The organism is Thalassobacillus sp. CUG 92003, assembly GCF_013618635.1.
Lineage (GTDB): Bacteria > Bacillota > Bacilli > Bacillales > Halobacillaceae > CUG-92003.
In genome coordinates, this window is sequence record NZ_JABLSJ010000008.1 from 145,951 (window position 1) to 166,030 (window position 20,080).

General features: G+C 43.3%; 15 protein-coding genes and 1 other annotated feature. Of the genes, 7 read left to right on the plus strand and 8 right to left on the minus strand.

Going from position 1 to position 20,080, the window contains the following annotated elements:
• Positions 1-257 precede the first annotated feature (257 nt).
• The 3 genes from thiI to ezrA form a co-directional block, all read right to left on the minus strand.
• The gene (thiI, locus tag HOP45_RS13530; protein WP_181349871.1) at positions 258-1,460 is read right to left on the minus strand and encodes a tRNA uracil 4-sulfurtransferase ThiI; all 1,203 of its coding nucleotides are present in this window, start codon (positions 1,458-1,460) and stop codon (positions 258-260) included.
• Complete coding sequence (locus tag HOP45_RS13535) at positions 1,457-2,605, minus strand: cysteine desulfurase family protein (protein ID WP_181349873.1); 1,149 nt, start codon at positions 2,603-2,605, stop codon at positions 1,457-1,459. The genes thiI and HOP45_RS13535 overlap by 4 nt, the downstream gene beginning before the upstream one ends.
• A 167-nt stretch (positions 2,606-2,772) precedes the next feature.
• Complete coding sequence (gene ezrA / locus HOP45_RS13540; RefSeq protein ID WP_181349875.1) at positions 2,773-4,464, minus strand: septation ring formation regulator EzrA; 1,692 nt, start codon at positions 4,462-4,464, stop codon at positions 2,773-2,775.
• Positions 4,465-4,627: 163 nt separating this feature from the next.
• Between ezrA and hisJ the strand changes: the two genes are divergently transcribed.
• Positions 4,628-5,431 (plus strand): histidinol-phosphatase HisJ, encoded by an 804-nt coding sequence (hisJ, locus tag HOP45_RS13545; RefSeq protein ID WP_370458027.1) that lies wholly within the window; start codon positions 4,628-4,630, stop codon positions 5,429-5,431.
• Here the strand turns inward: hisJ and refZ are convergent.
• Positions 5,421-6,023: a forespore capture DNA-binding protein RefZ gene (gene refZ / locus HOP45_RS13550; protein ID WP_181349878.1), complete on the minus strand. Its 603-nt coding sequence runs from the start codon at positions 6,021-6,023 to the stop codon at positions 5,421-5,423. The genes hisJ and refZ overlap by 11 nt on opposite strands.
• Positions 6,024-6,143: 120 nt before the next feature.
• Here refZ and HOP45_RS13555 point away from each other — a divergent pair, with 120 nt between their 5' ends.
• Positions 6,144-6,623, plus strand: a complete 480-nt coding sequence (locus tag HOP45_RS13555) for a GAF domain-containing protein (protein WP_181349880.1) — start codon at positions 6,144-6,146, stop codon at positions 6,621-6,623.
• Positions 6,624-6,724: 101 nt separating this feature from the next.
• Here HOP45_RS13555 and HOP45_RS13560 read toward each other — a convergent pair whose 3' ends face one another.
• Positions 6,725-8,614: a sensor domain-containing diguanylate cyclase gene (locus tag HOP45_RS13560; RefSeq protein ID WP_181349888.1), complete on the minus strand. Its 1,890-nt coding sequence runs from the start codon at positions 8,612-8,614 to the stop codon at positions 6,725-6,727.
• Between the two features lie 376 nt (positions 8,615-8,990).
• Here HOP45_RS13560 and rpsD point away from each other — a divergent pair, with 376 nt between their 5' ends.
• Entirely contained in the window at positions 8,991-9,593 is a 603-nt protein-coding gene (rpsD, locus tag HOP45_RS13565; RefSeq protein ID WP_181349890.1) for a 30S ribosomal protein S4, read from the plus strand.
• Between the two features lie 254 nt (positions 9,594-9,847).
• Here the strand turns inward: rpsD and tyrS are convergent, their stop codons facing one another.
• On the minus strand, positions 9,848-11,116 hold the full coding sequence (gene tyrS / locus HOP45_RS13570) for a tyrosine--tRNA ligase (protein WP_181349892.1): 1,269 nt from the start codon (positions 11,114-11,116) through the stop codon (positions 9,848-9,850).
• Between the two features lie 106 nt (positions 11,117-11,222).
• Positions 11,223-11,428 (minus strand) — a binding site (T-box leader).
• A 114-nt stretch (positions 11,429-11,542) separates the two neighbouring features.
• Between tyrS and HOP45_RS13575 the strand changes: the two genes are divergently transcribed.
• From HOP45_RS13575 to HOP45_RS13590, 4 genes are all read left to right on the plus strand, one after another.
• Positions 11,543-14,821, plus strand: a complete 3,279-nt coding sequence (locus HOP45_RS13575; RefSeq protein WP_181349894.1) for a transglycosylase domain-containing protein — start codon at positions 11,543-11,545, stop codon at positions 14,819-14,821.
• A 138-nt stretch (positions 14,822-14,959) separates the two neighbouring features.
• Positions 14,960-15,607: a GNAT family N-acetyltransferase gene (locus HOP45_RS13580; RefSeq protein WP_181349896.1), complete on the plus strand. Its 648-nt coding sequence runs from the start codon at positions 14,960-14,962 to the stop codon at positions 15,605-15,607.
• A gap of 6 nt (positions 15,608-15,613) precedes the next feature.
• Positions 15,614-16,261: an acetoin utilization AcuB family protein gene (locus tag HOP45_RS13585; RefSeq protein ID WP_181349898.1), complete on the plus strand. Its 648-nt coding sequence runs from the start codon at positions 15,614-15,616 to the stop codon at positions 16,259-16,261.
• Positions 16,258-17,442, plus strand: coding sequence for an acetoin utilization protein AcuC (locus HOP45_RS13590; RefSeq protein ID WP_181349900.1), 1,185 nt, complete (start codon positions 16,258-16,260; stop codon positions 17,440-17,442). Before HOP45_RS13585 ends, HOP45_RS13590 begins: the two co-directional genes overlap by 4 nt.
• A gap of 48 nt (positions 17,443-17,490) precedes the next feature.
• Here HOP45_RS13590 and ccpA read toward each other — a convergent pair whose 3' ends face one another.
• The gene (ccpA, locus tag HOP45_RS13595) at positions 17,491-18,492 is read right to left on the minus strand and encodes a catabolite control protein A (RefSeq protein WP_181349902.1); all 1,002 of its coding nucleotides are present in this window, start codon (positions 18,490-18,492) and stop codon (positions 17,491-17,493) included.
• A gap of 293 nt (positions 18,493-18,785) precedes the next feature.
• The gene (locus HOP45_RS13600) at positions 18,786-19,844 is read right to left on the minus strand and encodes a bifunctional 3-deoxy-7-phosphoheptulonate synthase/chorismate mutase (protein ID WP_181349904.1); all 1,059 of its coding nucleotides are present in this window, start codon (positions 19,842-19,844) and stop codon (positions 18,786-18,788) included.
• Positions 19,845-20,080: the final 236 nt, after the last annotated feature.

Genomic DNA, 20,080 nt, shown 5'->3' on the forward strand with positions numbered 1-20,080 from the left:
CCAACCTCTTTCTCATTATCCGTTTTTTTATATCATAACATTCTAACAGGGTACGTGCCTCTGTTTTACAAAGCCCTAACAAGCTAAGGCCGTGGAAAGCGGAACGATCTTAGAACACCTTGCTTAACACATAAAAATGCCGAACAATTTCAAGTGAAACCGTTCGGCATTATGGTGTTCAGTTTTGTCCCAGGCTCTTAAGTTCGTACTGTAATGTTCAAGGCATTGCTCTACGACCTCTTGAGGTTACCTTAAATCTACAATAGATCTTCAAACTCTTTATTGATTGTATCCCCTGATTTAAACTCAATCGTTTCTGTTTGACGGAGTGCTTCCTGAAGATCATCAGTGAAATCTGCATGAGCTTCATAGGATGCAGCTTTTTCCCGAGTTGGTCTCGTCTTCGGAGCACTAGGGAGGAAGACGGTACAACAATCTTCAAAAGGGCGGATGGAAATGTCATAGGTGCCGATTTTCTTTGATAAGTCGATGATATCCAATTTATCCATTGATACTAATGGTCGGATAATCGGGTAGTTCGTCACATCATTGATCGCATGCATGCTTTCCATCGTTTGACTGGCTACTTGGCCAAGGCTTTCTCCTGTTGTCAGCGATAGAATCTCCCGATTGTTCGCTAGTGATTCACTGATGCGCATCATCATCCTGCGCATAATCGTCATGCTGTAACCCTCAGGCATCTCACGGTGGATTTTCTGTTGAACCTTTGTAAATGGAACAACATGCACCTTTACGCGATTGCCATAACGCGTCATGGCCTTGGCTAAATCCAGCACCTTTTGTTTAGCTCGTTCACTCGTATAAGGCGGGGAATGAAAGTGCACTGCTTCTATTTCCACACCCCGTTTCATCGTCAAATATCCAGCGACCGGACTGTCTATTCCGCCCGATAATAACAATAGCGATTTTCCTGTTGTACCAACCGGAAGTCCTCCAGCGCCTGGGTAATCCTTGGAGGTAACATAAGCAGCATCGTGACGGACTTCTACTTTCAATTCAACATCTGGGTTATGAACATCCACCCTCACACCTTCAGTATGCGCAAGAATATAACCACCCAGATGCTGATTCAGGTCCTGTGAGTGAACAGGAAACTGTTTATCCGTTCGTTTGGCCGATACTTTGAAGGTTTTTGCTGTGTCATCAGCTTGAAAGGCAAAGAGCGCCGCTTCTTTTATCAGTTCCTCTGTCTTATCTGTTTTGACTGCAAAACTCAGACTATGAATGCCGAATACTTCCTGCAAGCTTTTCATGACCTCATCCTCAGGTTCACCGTTCAATAAGACATACATGCGATCGCGCGTCTTTTTTACGTGCGTATTCGGGTAAGGCTTCAGTTTCTCAATAATATTATGGTGTAAACGGCGCTCGAATTGATTACGGTTCTTTTTTTTCAAGGCCATTTCACCATATCGAATCATAATGTGTTCAAAATTCATGAAGATCTCTCCATTGTCTCTTTTAGTTCATTCAGTGTCGCTTTTAACTCTGTGACAAACGTATCTATCTCAGATGGTTCAGTTTGATAGGATAAACTGATGCGCAGAGCAGAAGTCGTGCGTTCTTCGTTGAAGCGGCATGCTGCTAATACTGCACTTACGTCAGGATGTTTAGAAGAGCAAGCGGACTTCGTGGAAATGTAAATCTCCTTTTCTCCTAATGCATGAATGACAACTTCAGGCTTGTACCCTGGGACGGATATGTTCACAATATGAGGTGCTCCATCCTCCGGGGAATTGATATGCACGCCATTTATCCCTGCTAATGCAGCCCTTAAATCACGCTTCATGCGTATGAGGCTTTCTCGATTGGTTTGCTGTTGATGTGACGTTAAACGCAAGGCTTTCACAAACGCTACAATACCGGGAACATTTTCGGTTCCTGCCCGGTAATCTGCTTCCTGGTTCCCTCCGTGAAAGAGCGGAAACAATTGCGTCCCCCTTTTCACGTATAAGGCCCCCGTACCTTTCAACCCATGCACCTTATGGCCCGAAACTGTGCAAAGATCTACTTTGGCCCCCTTTATATCAAAGGGTGTTTTGTATAAGCCCTGGACATGATCCACATGGAAAAATAACTTTGGATAATGTGCGGCCAGTTCACCTATTTGTTCGACAGGCTGAATACTCCCCAGCTCATTATTAACGGACATGATGCTGATCAGTATAGTATCCTTCTGAATGGCAGATTCAACTGAATCCACCGTTACTCTTCCCGTTTCATCAACAGGGAGATAAGTGACCTTAAAGCCCAGACTTTCCAAACTACGGCAAGCCTCCAGGACCGAAGGATGTTCAATTTGACTGGTGATGATATGTTTACCTCTCGCTTGATGAGCAAGCGCAATCCCTTTGATTGCCATATTGTTTCCTTCTGTTCCGCCTGATGTGAAAACCATTTCATCTTCCTCAACACCCATAAGTTCGGCAGCCTGGATTTTGGATTGTCTTAAAAGACGTTCTGCTTCTCCGCCAAAACGATGGACGGAAGAAGGGTTAGCAAAATAGGTGCTGCTCACCTTGTTAAAACTATCCAAAACCGCATCATAGGGTTTAGTGGTGGCACTATTATCTAAATAAATCATGAGGCTGGCGCTCCTTTTTACGTTCTGCAATCTTTTATATTACCATATAGCGGGATGAAAAGAAAATAGATGAGACGCCATCCCAAACCCTTCAAAAGATTTCTAAACACTATAATGGAGCCTAACATCAAAAAAACTGCCGAGACATACTCGGCAGCTAACGGTGTTTAAACATAAACGTGCTCTTTCTCTTCCAAACGTTTCACCGCTTTGGGGTCGACTTCCTGCAATGCTTTTACAGCTTCATCAAGAGCCACTTCATAGTCATAGTTACGGAAATGATCCTCCGCTTCCAGTAACTTTGCAGCCAGTAATGGATATTGGCTCCGATAACGATTGGCATATTGGATGACCCGCTCAGCTTTATCAGCTTCGTCAATGACTTTATTGGCTTCTTCATTCATTGTTTCCGCTGCGTCTACAGCTTCATTCAATGCACCCGAAACAAGGTCCATATTCAGCGGCTGTTGCTCTAGCTTGACAAACACCTCATCTATTTTCTCGTTGGCAGCTTCCATTTGATCAAAGATGTACTGAGGGATACCCGGGATATTGCTCCGGCCTAATTTGCGATGGGTTTGAAAAACCAGCGTTTCCATGTTTGCCAGTGTGTCTTTGGCGGCAATTTCATCTTTTCGCATAGCATGGATTTGTTCACTGAACGCTTCATGCTCTTCCTGCAATTCTTGTAAATGGGTCATATTATGCTCAAGCAACGTTTCCAATTCCGAGAAAGGGGTTTCCCCATCATTCCATTTCTCATCAAACTCCGTAAAACGCGATTTCAACTGTCGAAACGATTTTTCTAAATGAGAGTGTGTTTCTACATCATGATCTTTGAATTGATAGGTTTTTTGGAGGTCATTGATTTCCCGCTTGGTTGTTTCTAACACTCTTTCCATTTCATCCAGCAAGCGCTGATATGGGGCCTGCTGATTTTCCACGAAATTACGGGCGATGGCTTCTTTTTCGAGATGCTGGTAGATCTCTTGCAGACGGGATTCCGCTCCTTCAATCACATCCTGAATCGATTCGATATCACCTTCGTTAAGTTGGGTAACACAAGCTGATAGTTGAGTCTGATAACTATGTACTTCATCCTCGTACGCAAAATGGTCGATACGGTATCCCTCTTCACGCATCTCTTTCAAACCTGATAACAGTTCATCGAATTGCTCAGGTAATTCTTTCTTACACTTTTGATAGAGTGCAGGGAATTGGTCCATGACTTCCCTTAACGATTCCAACTCGCCTTTCGTGTCCTGGACGAGCTGGCTCGCTTCAAGATAATCCCCTTGGGCTGTCAAATCTTCATAATTGTTAAGGTTGGACTGGAGGGTTTCCAATCTCTTTTCAAAAATGCTTGCTGCAGGCCCGAATTGGTAACGCTTTTGACGGATCTCCTGCTGACGTTCTTTAATCTCCGGCTGGATATTCTCAAGTTCTTTACGGCTTGTTTCTTCTGAATCAAGGAGCATCTCTAACTCCTTGAACATCTCTTCTATTTCAGCCTCCACTTGATTCAACTTATCTTCCAATTGGCTTAAAATCGCTTTACTCTTTCTGAACCGGTAGCGATCAGCAGCTTCTTCTGCATCAAATAAGTCTTCTTCTAAATCAGGGAGCTCAGTGGTGACGATTCGATCCCAGCGATCACGCCATTTTTCGAATTTTTCCTGGGTTTCACCCGAGAGGTTCAAGGCCTTGATGCGTGACAACTCCTCTGTCACATTCCGATTCATAATATCAAGTTTCCATGATTCAAGTCGATCAACGCCATCATAGATTCTTTTTCGAAGAATTAACCCTACGACAATAATCGCTATAATGGCTAATATAGCTCCAATGATGTAATTCATGTTAAAACCTCCTCGCCCCATCACCAAACAAAATGAATTTTTACGCTCGTGTAATGATAATTTATTGTTACTATGATACCATGATATCGATTGTTTTTGCTAAAATATTTCAAATTTATTAACCATTTGACAAAAAATTCTATCAAGCGAGGCGTCATATATGATAAAAGATGGACACGTCCATTCTCCTTATTGCCCTCACGGAACACCTGATTCACTCAATTCTTATGTGGAAAGAGCCATAGCTAAAGGCTATACGGCACTGTCCTTCACTGAACATGCCCCTTTGCCCGCCCATTTTGCAGATCCGACACCTGCAAAGGACAGCAGCATGGCCCTTAATGATATAGAAGGATATATTAAAGACCTTACGGATTTAAAACAAATTTATCAAAATGATATCGACATTCACACCGGTCTTGAAGTCGATTTTATTGAAGGGTATGAAAACGAAACGAAAGCATTCCTTGATCAATACGGCCCCTACTTGACAGATAGCATCCTTTCTGTCCATTTTCTGAAGTCTCGTGATCAATACCATTGTATTGACTTCAGCAAACAGGCATACGAAAAAGCCTTGCATGATTTCGGTGGTGTGGATGCGCTCTACAAGGCGTACTTCCAGACCGTCTTGGATTCAGTCACAGCTGAACTGGGAACGTATAAACCACAGCGGATCGGGCACATGACGTTGGTCAGGAAGTTTCATCGTGCCTTCCCTGCTGTCGACAATTGGGAAAAATACCCCCGGGCTGCCCTTCCCCTCGTCAAAGCTTACAATATGACGTTGGACTATAACGGCGCGGGAGCCATCAAAGATAACTGTTTGGAGACGTATCCGCCGTTACACATCGCACATGAGGCAAGTGACATGGGGATCCCGCTCATATATGGATCGGATGCCCACCATCATGGCGCCATCGCCCAAGGGTATGCCCAAATCGATACCTCGATTCTTACACTTTAGGCATCACTTCATTCTCCAGCCATTTTAGCAAGGTTTTACTGTATACTTCAGCAAAATGGCGTCTTGAGTGATCTGAGCTGATGGTTTGCCTGAATTCATGCGGCATCATATAAGGGGCATTTAACATCCCTTTGAACTGCAAGTATTGTAGTGAAATTTCCTGCGAAGAACCCGGGGAGGAGATTGCCTTGAATAAGCCATATATCAAATGGTTTTCTTTTGCCATGTAAGTGACCAGCATTTCTCTGGCAAACATTGAATCAAGAGATAGCTCCCGGTGGATCAGGCAGGACAGTTGATATCGATCTTGTTTATAATGTAAAATACGCTTAACTAATTGACTGAAATTCTCCCAAGTGGAAACGTTATTTTCCCACAAGTGATTTTCTAGCATCTCCAAGTAAGGTTCATAATAGTCAACGGCTAATGACTCGAACAAGCCCTGTTTACTTGTGAAATAGTAGTTGATCAACGATACATTCACATGAGCACGTCCCGAAATATCCCGGACCGATGTGCCATGGAATCCTTTCGTATAAAATAATTGACAGGCAACGTCGAGGACCTTTTCTCTGGTTTTGTTTTTATTCACAAAATTCGCCTCCCTCTGTAAATTTCTGCATCAGAGCGAGGGTTTCCTGTAATTATCGTACGTCAATTATAGACAAGTACAGTATGAGATTTGTCGAAAAGACCATGAGGAGGATATCACATGTTTCAAACGATGCAATATACAGGCACGAAGGAAGAAAATTATGAGCTGCTAATCAAACAATTAGATGCTCTACTCGAAGGCGAAAATGATGCGATTGCTAATTTATCCAATGCTGCCTCACTGCTGAACCAATTCCTCTCTGAAGTCAATTGGGTTGGGTTCTATCTTTGGAAAAACGAGCAACTCGTCCTTGGACCCTTTCAAGGTCTACCTGCCTGTGTCCGCATCCCTTATGGAAAAGGTGTATGTGGCACAGCACTGGCTGAGAATACTACCCAGCGTATTTACGATGTCACTCAATTTGAGGGACATATCGCCTGCGACGCTGCCAGTCAATCTGAAATCGTCGTTCCTATGTACAAAGACGCGGAAGCCTACGGCGTTTTAGATATTGACAGCCCATCAATCGGACGTTTTGATGACGTTGACCAACATTATTTGGAGTCATACGCAGCCACCCTGTTAAACCATTTATAAGAGAACAGAAAAAACCAGGTGACGCCTGCTTAGCGTTTACCTGTTTTTTTCTGCTGCGTTGAATAATCGGGTGAGTATAGGTTAAACAAGCATGCATACCGCTAACCATATACCGCCCATTCAATGCTGTTCTTACCTGACGTTTTAGCTCTATACATGGCCTCGTCTGCGCGGCTCACAATTTGCTTTCCAGACATCGATGTTTCTTGAGACCACCACGACACGCCGCACGACACCGTTACGCTCGGTTTCGTTTGTTCGGCAACTTTGTGTCTGATCAACTGTGCAATCAACGCAGCCTCCTCGGTGTTTGCACGAGGTAAAAACAACGCTAACTCTTCTCCACCCCATCTCGCAGCGATTGCATGAGAAGGGCTGTTATCTTTCAAAATACCAGCGACTTGCACAAGAATATCATCACCTATTTGATGACCATGCGTATCATTGATCGCTTTAAAATTATCCAGGTCAATTAACAGGAAGGCTCCTGGTTTGTGATGCTGCACATGGTGCTCCAGCTGTTCATCCAAATAATTGCGGGAAAACAGCTTCGTTAGATAGTCCGTTATGACAGTCTTCTCCAACTCTTCTTGCAGCATCGAATTGGAGAAGGCCAGTGCTGAATGGTGCACCAACGATTGCAGGAGTTTAAATGATTCAAAACTGAAGAAATAAGGCTCCTTGTGGACAACAACCGCCACGCCTTCGACTTGCTCATGTAAACTCATCGGAACCGCCATCACAGAGCGGAAATCTATCTCATCCCCATGTTCTTCTATCGTTAAGTCCCCAATAAACAGGGCTTCCCCTTCCGCTTCCATACGCGAGCGGATATCCTCTACAAATGAATGTGCGTCTTCCCGATTGAAATAAGGCGTGCTTCCTTCTAACGTGAGGTGCACTTTTGAATGGCCAGATTGATAAGAGAAAAAACCAATTTCTTGGCCTTTAAAAGACGACTTAATTTGCTCGACCATATACGTGATTTTTTCCTTCAAGCGTAAATTGGAGTTTAGGTGATGCGACGTTTCATTTATTAATTGTAGATCTGTTACATGTTTTTTGGATTGCTGATAAAGTTGAGCATTTTCAAGCGCATTGCCCGCCGTACTTGCAAGCAGCATGATAAATTCGATGTCTTCTTTAGGAAAAACAAGATAGTTCGGCGCCTCTACTTGTAGCACCCCATACACACCTTGCTTTCCGTTTAATGGGGCATAAAGATAAGACTGCCTATCAATTAATCGATCCTCTTTTTGCAATTCGCCTGTCAAGTACGCCTGGATGCTCGCTTTTGTATAATTGTCCGCTTCGTAAGACAATTCTTGGATGGGGAGATGACTATTACTTGTATAATCATGTGATAAAAGCAAGTGGTACTCTAAGTCTGGGTATATTTTCTGTAACGTATGAATGACCTCTTTCAGTACCCCTTCCATGTCAATCGAAGAATGAAACTTAGACGTCACCCGGTAAAGTAATTCATACTTATTCTCTTCGTTCAAAACATGGTGGTACTTATATAGTTTATGAAGATATGTCAATGTATAATTCGTCACACTGCACCATAAATCCTCGGAAGCCTGTCCTGTTTGATCATGGTTATAAACAAGGCATAGCAAGCCTGAACATATTCCTTCGTGAAACCCCGGAATAATGTACACAGGCAGCGATTGCTCCTTTTGCATAATCGGAATCTCATCAGATGTATACACCTGTTGCTGCAATGCCAAGGGAGTGATATCATCGAAAAGAAGTGTTTCTAGGTACATAGCCTCTCCCGACTCGCGCTCAGATTTTAGACGGAACGCGTTTTCCCCATCATTTCGTATATAGAAGTCCACGGATTCTGCTTCAAGCAGCGTTTTAACCTCTTTTGCCAAACAGTTGACAGAACTTGAAAATGTACGGTCTATCTGGTTAATGAATGTGTCTGCGAGACATTGTTTTAATTCATTCAGCACTCTTTTTTCATTCGCGTGACTAACCATAACATCGTCCCCCTTCACACCTATCCCCGTTAAGACTATAGTACCACTTTACCTAGTAAAAATGAATTACTTATTTGAAAAATAATAGCGCGATAAAAAAATTTCTTAAGTTCGAACATAATTTGCACTCATAAATAAGCAACCAATTAGCATTTAACCTTGACGTATCACCAAATAGAACTTATAATAGCCTTTGTGTAAAATAAATGGCAGCCTATGTGAACCTGCGTTGCATTCATTTTGTTCCTCCATCCGGAGGTGCATCGAGTAACTCTCTGCTGCTGGAGCGATGGTGCATGAAAACATAATGAGCAGCGAGCTCTGGAACACACTGTTTTTATTTTATGCGAAATAAAATAAAAAGGAGGAAATACCTATGGCACGCTTTACAGGTCCATCTTGGAAAAAATCACGTCGCCTTGGCATTTCTTTAAGCGGAACAGGTAAGGAATTGGAAAAACGCCCTTACGCTCCGGGACAACACGGTCCGAATCAACGCAAAAAATTATCTGAATACGGCCTTCAGCTTCAAGAGAAGCAGAAGCTACGTTTCATGTACGGCTTGACTGAACGTCAATTCCGCCGTCTTTTTGAAGAAGCCGGCAACATGAAAGGGATTCACGGTGAAAACTTCATGCTTTTACTAGAATCCCGTTTGGATAACATTGTATACCGTTTGGGTCTGGCACGTACACGCCCACAAGCACGTCAACTTGTTAACCATGGTCACGTTACAGTAGATGGCGGTCGTGTAGACATCCCATCTTACCGTGTTAAACCAGGACAAGTAATCGGCGTTCGCGAAAAATCACAAAATATGAACGCTATTCTGGAATCTGTCGAAACGACAAACTTTGTTCCTGAATATGTTTCATTCGATTCCGAAAAACTTGAAGGCTCTTACGCGCGTTTCCCTGAACGCTCTGAGTTGCCGTCTGAAATCAACGAAGCACTTATCGTTGAATACTACTCTCGTTAAACTTTATAGTTTGCAGGATAGTACTCAAAAAACCCTTGAAATGTTGGCATATCAACGTTTCAAGGTTTTTTTTATTTTAGCCTCCCTAGCAAAATAACTCATTATATGAATCTAATTTAAAGCCGAAAGGAAACAAAAATACTTAACGCGGGTAAGGGAATACCATATACAGGACTTTAACCCTGTAGCGAATGGTTTATGCCACATACAAAAGTAAAGCATCATGCTCTCTCTGCATGATGCTTTAACTCTGCTTATTGAAAACGGATCAAGAAGTATTTTTTCTTCCCACGACGAATAATGGTAAAACGATCTTCTATACGATCCTGTTCACCAATCGTATGGTTTAGATCCTGATTTCGTTCCCCGTTTATATAAATGGCTCCGTTTTGAATATCTTCACGCGCTTGACGTTTGGAGGAGGAAATACCAGACGCGACGATCAACTCGACCAACCCGATTTCCTTCTGGTCAGCTGTGTAAGCCGGGACATCCTTGAAACCCTGCTCTATTTCTTGGCCCGTTAATGATTTTATTTCACCACTGAATAAAGCTCGAGTGATTTTTTGCGCCTGATCGAGTGCCTGTTCATCGTGCACCAGCTTCGTCATCTCTTCAGCTAACCGTCTTTGCGCCACTCTTTGTTCTGGCCGGGTCTCTACTTCTTTTTGCAAGTCGTCAATTTCATCTAGAGAAAGAAACGTGAAGTACTTAAGAAACTGAACGACATCACGATCGTCAGCATTAATCCAAAATTGGTAAAATTCATAAGGTGTCGTTTTTTCAGGATCCAGCCATATTGCACCACCGGCTGTCTTTCCAAACTTCGAGCCATCCGCTTTTGTAATTAACGGAACGGTCAGCCCGTAGGCGTCCACATCTTCTTCACCTGCAGCATTTCTTCGGATAAGTTCCAGCCCGGCTGTGATGTTTCCCCATTGATCACTGCCGCCTATTTGCAGCGTGCAGTTTTCTTTTTGATATAACTTCAAGAAATCCAGCGATTGCAAGATCATGTAACTGAATTCTGTAAATGAAATGCCGCTTTCAATTCGAGATTCGACTGATTCTTTGGCTAGCATATAATTGACCCCGAAATGCTTGCCGGCATCTCGTAAAAACTCAATGATGGACATCTCTCCGAGCCATTCCACATTGTTGCGTGCAACTGCTGCATTTTCCCCTTGATCGAAATCCAAAATCCGGGCAAGCTGCTGTTTGATGCTCTCGCTGTATTCAAGAACGACAGCTTCATCATTTAACTGTCGTTCAGCTGATCGTCCGCTTGGATCCCCGATCATACCTGTACCCCCTCCTACGAGGGCGATGGGGCGGTGACCTGCCAATTGAAAACGTTTCAACATAATTATAGGAATTAAGTGGCCGATATGAAGGCTGTCCCCCGTAGGATCGAAGCCACAATATAGCGTTACCTGACTAGCATCAAGCTGCTTTTTTAACCCGTCTTGATCCGTAATTTGGTTCACTAACCCCCGGGCATCCAATTCGGTTAAAATATCCATTTGCACGTACTCCTTTATATTAATATTTAATGGCACGGCTTTGTAAAATCGTGGTGAAAATTTACACACTATATAGAACCCATGACATAGAAAAATCCCCGTCCTTATAAGGGACGAGGATTGTCGCGGTACCACCCTTGTTGCACGTTTTGTGCCACTTACAACGATAACGGCCAATACTTGCATGACCGTCTTCTACACAGAAGATAGCTCCCAATCGTATTTCATAAACATATGTATGCTGACTTCCACCTGCCGTCAACTCTCTGTCATAGGGATATGTTTACTACTGCAATCTTTCGTCGCTATGATTTATTTAATTCTCTATTATGTGTATCATATTCTTTCTCAAAACGCAATTCTTTGTGCATGTCGAGACCGATCAAATTGTGTTATAATATAGGTTGAATTTTAGGGGGTTAGCAAATGACCAAACATCATGATCGCAATAATAGATTTGATCTTAAAAAGCTTTGGAAAGAAGGCAAAATTCAGAAATCCACTCGCATGACGTACGATATTACGTGGAATGTGCTATTATTCTTTATTATTTTCGGCGTTGTCGGGTTGTTTTTCGCTGGCGGAGTGGGAGCTGGTTACTTCGCTTCGCTCGTTAAAGATGAGCCGCTTCGAAGCAAAGCAGAAATGCAGGAAGATATTTATAATTATGAAGAAACGTCAGAGTTGTATTTCTCGAACGAAAAATACTTAGGAAAAGTACGATCTGACTTATACCGCGAAGAAGTTGCCTTATCAGATGTCTCTGAGCATTTAAAGAACGCTGTGATAGCAACGGAAGATGAGAATTTCAACACACACGATGGTGTTGTGCCGAAAGCCGTCATGCGTGCTGTCATGCAGGAAGTCACCAATTCAGCTGTAAAAACAGGTGGTAGTACGTTGACGCAACAACTTGTCAAGAATCAAATTCTAACTAATGAAGTATCATTTGAACGAAAGGCCAAAGAAATGGTCAACGCCTTAAGAGTGGAGCGCTTCTTTGAAAAAGATGAAATTTTAGAAGCCTACCTAAATGTCGTGCCATTTGGAAGAAACGCAAATGGTCGAAACATTGCGGGTGTTGAAGCTGCAGCCCAAGGAGTATTCGGTGTCAGTGCAAGCGAATTGAATTTAGCTCAGTCTGCTTACCTTGCCGGTATGCCGCAGAATCCTTATGCCTACACCCCGTTCAGTAATTCCTTGCGGGAAAACAAAGACCATCGCATAAAATCCGATGAAGGGTTGCAAGATGGCCTTAACCGCATGCATGACGTTTTGGATCGCATGCTGGAATCGGGCTATATTACGGAAGCTCAATTTGAAGAAGCCGATACTTATAATGTCAAAAAGAATTTGACCAGTCCTTCTCCATCGTCGTTTGACCGGTACCCATCTCTGACGACTGAACTGAAGAAGCGGGCAACCGATATTATTAGTGAACAATTGGCGAAAGAGGATGGCTATACGAAAGAAGAACTGGACAATAATAGCGATCTTTTAGCCGAATATGAAACAGTCGCTGAGCGGCAATTAAGTTCAGGCGGCTATCAAATTCATTCTACTATCGATAAAAAGATGTATGACACAGTTCAAGATGTGAAAAACAACTACAACGGCTATGCTCGTGACAAAACCATTACGGTTATTGATCCAGACTCAGGAGAAGAAGTCCAAAAATCTATTCCAGTTCAAGTAGGAAGTACAATTATCGAAAATTCAACCGGTAAACTCCTTGCTTTTATACCTGGCCGCGATTTTGACATTGAACAGCTAAACCATGCGACCGAAGCAACACGGTCTAACGGAAGTACCATGAAGCCGCTACTGGCATATGGACCCGGCATGGAAATGGGTACGATTCAACCGGGTTCTGTCTTTGCCGATGTTCCTTACAACTATCCGCGCGATGGCAGTGACGTAAACAACTACACAGGCAATTATCATGGATTCACATCGGTCCGAAACGCTCTGGCAGAATCGTATAATATTCCCGCGATAAAATCCTACATGAAGGTTATCGATGAGAACCCTGTTAAAAATTATTTAGAGAAAATGGGCTTCACGACGCTGACCGAGGCGGACCACACCAATGAATCGGTTGCTATCGGCGGCTTGCAGAACGGTGTCACCATTGAAGAAAACACCAACGCTTATGCAACATTCGGTAACATGGGTAAATTCGTGGATGCGTATATGATTGAAAAGATAGAAACAAAAGAAGGCGAGACAATTTATGAACACGAGACTAAGAAAACAGACGTATTCAGTCCACAAACCTCTTACCTCACCATTGACATGATGCGTGATGTTTTAGACTACGGAACAGCTGGCGGACTAAAAAACGAGCTCAAATATTCCGGGGTTGACTGGGCAGGTAAAACAGGAACCTCCCAAGAGTACAAGGATACTTGGTTCGTGGCCACAAATCCAAAAGTAACAGTCAGCATGTGGATGGGGTACGACCAAAAAGAAGACCTTGGGGATGTCTCAGGTTACAGCCAGAGAAATACCTCATTATGGGCCGATGTCGTTAACGCCGCATCTGATGTACGTCCGGAATTAATGGCGCCTGATAAGCGATTCAAAAATCCTGGCAGTATCGTTACGCGTTCATACTGCGCAACTTCCGGATTATCACCATCAGACCTATGTTCTGATGCAGGATTAACTGAAAAGGATCTCTTTAATGCTAAATATGCGCCTTCAAAAGAAGATGACAGCTTGATCAGCGGAGATTTCGTTGATGTTCAAGGTAATTTGGTTGTGGCTGGTCCCAACACCCCATCCGAGTTCATCGAAGATGGTGGCGGGGTAACACTTAGCCCAGATTTTCTCGAGGACAATGGCTATGATGATTCTGAAACGTTAGAGCATCTGTTACCAAATTCCGGTGCCTGGTCCAATGTCGCTCTGCCTAGCTCAGGTTCTATCACCAACTCCTCAGACATTGAGAACGACGGACAATCACCTGCTGCTCCGAGTTCCGTATCCTCCACCAGCTCGTCCATTAATTGGTCAGCTTCTGGAAGTGACGATGTCGTTGGCTACAGAGTGTACCGTTCTGCTACTCCTGACGGTTCATTCACGCTTGTTGGCAGCACGACTGGTACCAGCTTGAATTATTCCGGTTCAGGTGTATATGCCGTACGAGCCGTCGACTACTTCGGCCAAAGCTCCGGAATGTCTGGTTCAACCACGGTTGGTTCCCCTGGTAATAACGATGATTCCGAATCTGGTGAAGATTCTGATTCCGGGAATGACTCCGGGTCTGGGGAGGACTCTGGATCTGGCGATGGTTCAAGCTCCGGTGATGGCTCTGGTTCCGGGGATGGCTCTGGATCCGGCGATGATTCTGGATCCGGTGATGGTTCTGGCTCCGGGGATGGCTCTGGTTCCGGGGATGGCTCTGGATCTGGCGATGGTTCCGGCTCCGGGGATGGCTCTGGTTCCGGGGATGATTCTGGATCCGGCGATGGATCAGGCTCCGGGGATGATTCTGGATCCGGCGATGGTTCTGGATCCGGGGATGGCTCTGGTGATGGTTCTGGTTCCGACGGTGGTTCTGGTTCAGATAATGGTGATGGATCAGGCGACAATTCTGATACCGGTAACGATTCTGGTTCAGCTGACAGTTCGGAAGCAGAGGGTAACTCCAGTAACAGTTCCGAATCTACTGAAAACGAAAATAATGACAACAACAACTAAGTCTGGAAAGGTCAGGGAGGTACAAACTTCCCTGACCTTTTTAAAATTTCAGTATTCTGTCAATTCATCACATTAAAAAATGCACCAGATGATGTATAATGTAAAATAGAAGCGATTTTACTTATAGGTGGTGTAGCAATGGAGCATGTAAAATCTTATCATTCTGTGGAAATAGATTCCGAACACGGTACCTTAATCGTTGAAGGACCTATTTCTTCTGAACAGCTGAGCCATTATGAATTTCATCGGGACTTAAACGCATTCCGTCCACCAGCCAAACAATTTGAAGCTGTCAAAAGCATTGCAGACTTTAAAGAGGGCAGAATCATTATCGCGCGACTTGATAACTTGATTGCCGGGTATGTTACATACTTGCACCCTGATCCTTTAGAACGGTGGTCTAAACTTAATATGGAGGATTTGATTGAGCTAGGAGCCATTGAAGTCATTCCAGAATATCGCGGCACAGGTGTCGGGTCCCAGCTTCTCAAGGTTTCAATGAAAGACGCTTATATGGAGAACTATATCATTATTTCAACCGAGTATTATTGGCATTGGGATCTAAAGGGTACCGGATTGAATATATGGAATTATCGCAAAGTCATGGAAAGGATGATGGGTGCAGGAGGGCTTACCCCTTACCCTACTGATGATCCAGAAATCATTTCTCATCCGGCCAATTGTTTAATGGCTAAAATCGGAGAACACGTCCCTCAATCATCAGTCGAACAATTTGATGAACTTCGGTTTTGGCAACGAAAAAACTACAGGGCTCAAAGGAGGTAATCACACATGCTAATAGAAGAAATGATGCGGACAGATATCATCAAACTAAAAGCCGATGATTCAATTGAAAACGCTTTAAAATTGTTGAATGACTACCACATCCGTCATATCCCGATTGTAGATGATGACAATAAGGTCGTTGGGATCGTTTCAGATCGCGATGTGCGTGATGCCAGCCCTTCGATTTTTGATCGTCAGTCAGGGGCTAATGCGTTGAAAAATGACATTCAGTCCATTATGTCTTCTCCTGTTATTACTGTACATCCGCTAGACTTTGTTGAAGAAGTAGCAGCTATTTTTTATGATAACGAGATTGCTTGTGTTCCCGTTACCCGTGAAAACAAACTAATCGGGATGATCACGGAAAAGGATCTTCTCTATACGTTGATCCAGTTGACAGGCACTCATGAACAAGGCTCGCAAATTGAAATAAAAGTCATTGACCGACCTGGTATTTTACCTGAAGTGACTCAAATTTTCGGAAAGAGAAAAATGAATATCAATTCGGTCCTCATTTACCCCTATAAGCCGGATAAGAAATTTAAAATACTCGTATTTCGCATTCAAACCATGAATCCTAAGCCCACTATTACAGATCTACAATCGGCAGGTTATGAAGTCTTGTGGCCGAACCTTCCGGGGATGTCCTTATGACGTGCAAATCAGGATTCGTTTATTCACCAGATGTTGTTAATTACAAATTTCAAGAGGAGCACCCCTTTAATCAGACGCGTGTGGTCATGACGAAAGATTTACTCGATAAAGCAGGAACACTGTCTAACGAGCAGATCATTACACCAAGATACGCAACTGATGAGGAAATACAACTCGTACATAGTCGAAAGTATGTGGACACAGTGAAAAAAGCAGGCGAGGGAAAATTAACTGAAGAAGAATGTCTGGAATTTGGAATTGGTACTGAAGATACCCCTATTTTCACGAATATGCACGAAGCTTCTTCGTTACTCGTCGGAAGTACTTTAGCTGCAATCGATGCTGTACTTGATGGAGACTATGATCATGCTTTGAATTTAGGTGGCGGGCTTCACCATGGATTTGAACGAAAAGCTTCAGGGTTTTGTATTTATAATGATGGTGCCGTAGGAATCCGGTATATTCGAGAGCAGTACGGATATCGCGTGCTATATGTGGACACAGACGCTCATCATGGTGATGGCGTACAATGGGCGTTCTATGATGATCCCGGCGTGTGCACGTTTTCGATACACGAGACGGGCCGTTACTTATTCCCTGGCACGGGCAATGTCAACGAAAGGGGTCTCAAAGAAGGATATGGTTATTCTTTCAACCTCCCTATCGATGCCTTTACGGAGGATGAATCTTTCTTGGAATTATACGAATCGGCCTTCACAGAGATCGTCAATTATTTTCAACCTGATGTAATTGTTACGCAAAATGGCGCAGATGCACATTTCCTGGATCCGCTCACACACCTATGCGGCACGATGAACATATTTGAAAAAATTCCTCTCTTAGCCCACCAGCTTGCCCATGAAAAATGTGAAGGCAAATGGATCGCGCTTGGAGGAGGCGGGTATGATATTTGGCGCGTCGTACCGCGTGCATGGGCTCAAATTTGGAAAATTATGCTCGGGGAACAGCCATTTAAAGGGAAGCTGCCTGAAGACTGGCGTAACCATTGGCAGCCAAAATCACCAGTCACTCTTCCTTCCACTTGGCACGATGTCGCGAATAGCTATAAGGCCATACCGAGAAAGCAAGAGATTACAGAAAAAAATGCAAAGGTTTTGGAAAGTTGCATGCAGCTTATCTATAATCAGAAAAATATGCCCTCCCAGAAATCCGGTCATTAAAAACGGTCATTTCCATGCTGAACATGGAAATGACCGTTTTATTATCTATTATCCGTTCTGGGTTGAATCCCTTTCGATAATTCGATGAGGTAAGACGACACTCTTATCTTCTACCTCTTCTTTATTCATAAATTTCGTCAATAAGCGCATCGACACGGCTCCGATATCATACATCGGCTGTACAACTGTAGAAAGCGTCGGCCGCACCATGGTAGCCAGGCGCGTATTATCAAACCCAAAGACTTCGATGTCTTCTGGAACACGAAGACCACGGTCTTGTGCTCCATGGATAACACCTAGTCCCATTTCGTCAGAAGCCACGAATACTGCTGTGGGCCGGTTGTCTAACTCAAGAAGTTGTTCCAATGCTTCCAACCCAGAATCATACGTATAATCCCCGGTAACAATCAGTTTACGATCAATGTCACGGCCAGAATCATGCATCGCCCGCTGGTAACCGTTTAATTTTTGGTTATTCACTTCTGTATCTTCAGGTCCGGAGACAAATGCCACCTGACTGTTTTGATGACTCAACAAGAGTTCTGTAGCTTCATAAGCGGCTTGTTCGTAATTGATATTTACAGAGGGAATCTCTTTAGATTCATTAACCGTAGCGGCCAACGCAATCGGTACCGATGCATTTTTAAACTCGCGGATATGATCGTCGGTAATTTTCCCTCCCATAAACACCAAGCCGTCCACTTGTTTTCCCAGCATGGTATTAATCAGATGAATTTCCTTTTCTTTATTCTGATCAGAATTACTCAAAATGATATTATAATTATACATCGTTGCAATATCTTCGATGCCACGCGCCAACTCCGCAAAAAAGATGCTGGAAATGTCGGGTATGATTACGCCGACCGTTGTTGTTTTCTTACTGGCTAAACCTCGGGCCACAGCGTTAGGTCGATAACCTAACCGTTCGATCGCATCATGAACTTTTTTTCGCGTCGCCGGCTTTACGTTTGGATTACCATTCACCACGCGGGAAACTGTAGCCATGGAAACATTCGCTTCCCTTGCTACGTCGTATATGGTTACATTCATTTCTGCATCCTCCTTCAAACAATATGATTATAGACATTAACTCGTTCACTCTTAAGTAAAGCTTGCTCCATAACAGGTGGAATCCCTGTCAATCGCATAAGCATTTCGCACATGGTTATGACATAAAACCATGATACGATACTCTGCCTGCTTCCGCAACGTCAGTCAATCTTCACATCTTATATTTTCCCGTAAAACTAACCTTCTTAACCCCATTCTTTCTATTTTTGGGGATCCTATTCACTTTAAAAAGACCGATCCCCAAAGGTGAGAATCGGTCTTAGTCTATCATGTCAGCCTCTAACCTCTTTCATGAAGTTGTTGAACGTTTCAACGTCCATCTGCTGAGCAGAATCTGACAGGGCGACCGCCGGATCAGGGTGCACTTCAGCCATCACGCCATCAGAACCAATGGCAAGCGCAGCTTTAGCGGTTGGAATCAACAAATCCCTTCTCCCTGTAGAGTGGGTAACATCAACAAGGACAGGTAGGTGCGTCTCCTTCTTCAAAATCGGAACAGCGGAGATATCGAGTGTATTTCGAGTCGCTTTTTCATACGTTCGAATACCACGTTCACATAGGATAATGTTTTCATTCCCTTGTGAAATAATGTATTCAGCTGCATTAATGAATTCAGATATTGTAGCTGACATCCCTCGTTTTAACAGCACAGGTTTATCAACGGCTCCTGCTGCTTTCAAGAGTTCAAAGTTTTGCATGTTACGAGCACCAATTTGGATGACATCAATATAGTCTATAGCTTTTTCTATATCAGCCGGGTTCACAATTTCACTAATGACAGCCAGATCGTATTCATCGGCCACACGTTTTAATATTTGGAGCCCTTCAATACCTAATCCCTGAAAGTCATAAGGAGAGCTACGTGGTTTAAAAGCTCCGCCACGTAACAATTTGATGCCTTGTTTTTTCACAGCTTCTGCAACCGTAGCCACTTGTTCATAACTTTCTACGGCACATGGACCCATAATGAAATGAGGCTCGCCGTTGCCGATTTGTTCACCTTTAATGTCGATGACAGTGTCTTCTGGCTTTTTCTTACGGGATACGAGCAATGCCTTGCGATGATCATCTTCCTGCAATTCTAGGGCTGCTTTGAATATTTCTTTGAACAGATGTTCAATTGTTGACTGCTCAAACGGTCCTTCATTATGATCCGTTATCTCATCAAGCATATCCCGTTCTCGCACAGGGTCAAAACGGGTAATGCCTTGCTTTTGTTTAATTTCACCGATTTCCTTTACTAATTCACCGCGTTTATTGATTAAATCAAGAAGCTGCAAGTTTACCTGATTCATCTCATTACGCAGGTTATCCAATTGTTCGTTACTCATAAGATGGCCTCCCTTATATATATTAATAAGATAATTAGGGATAATTATAGCTGACTTTAGCTTTGTTGTCATCCATTCAGAGGATATTCATACAGATTTGTCAGCAAAATGTTATACACGACCCTTGTGGAATAAACTGGATGGCCTCTTTTATATTTGATAAAAGAGCTAAGGTTGGCTTTGAAAGAATATTTCTTGCCAACCCAAGTACTTCTTCTATAATGAATTAGGATATT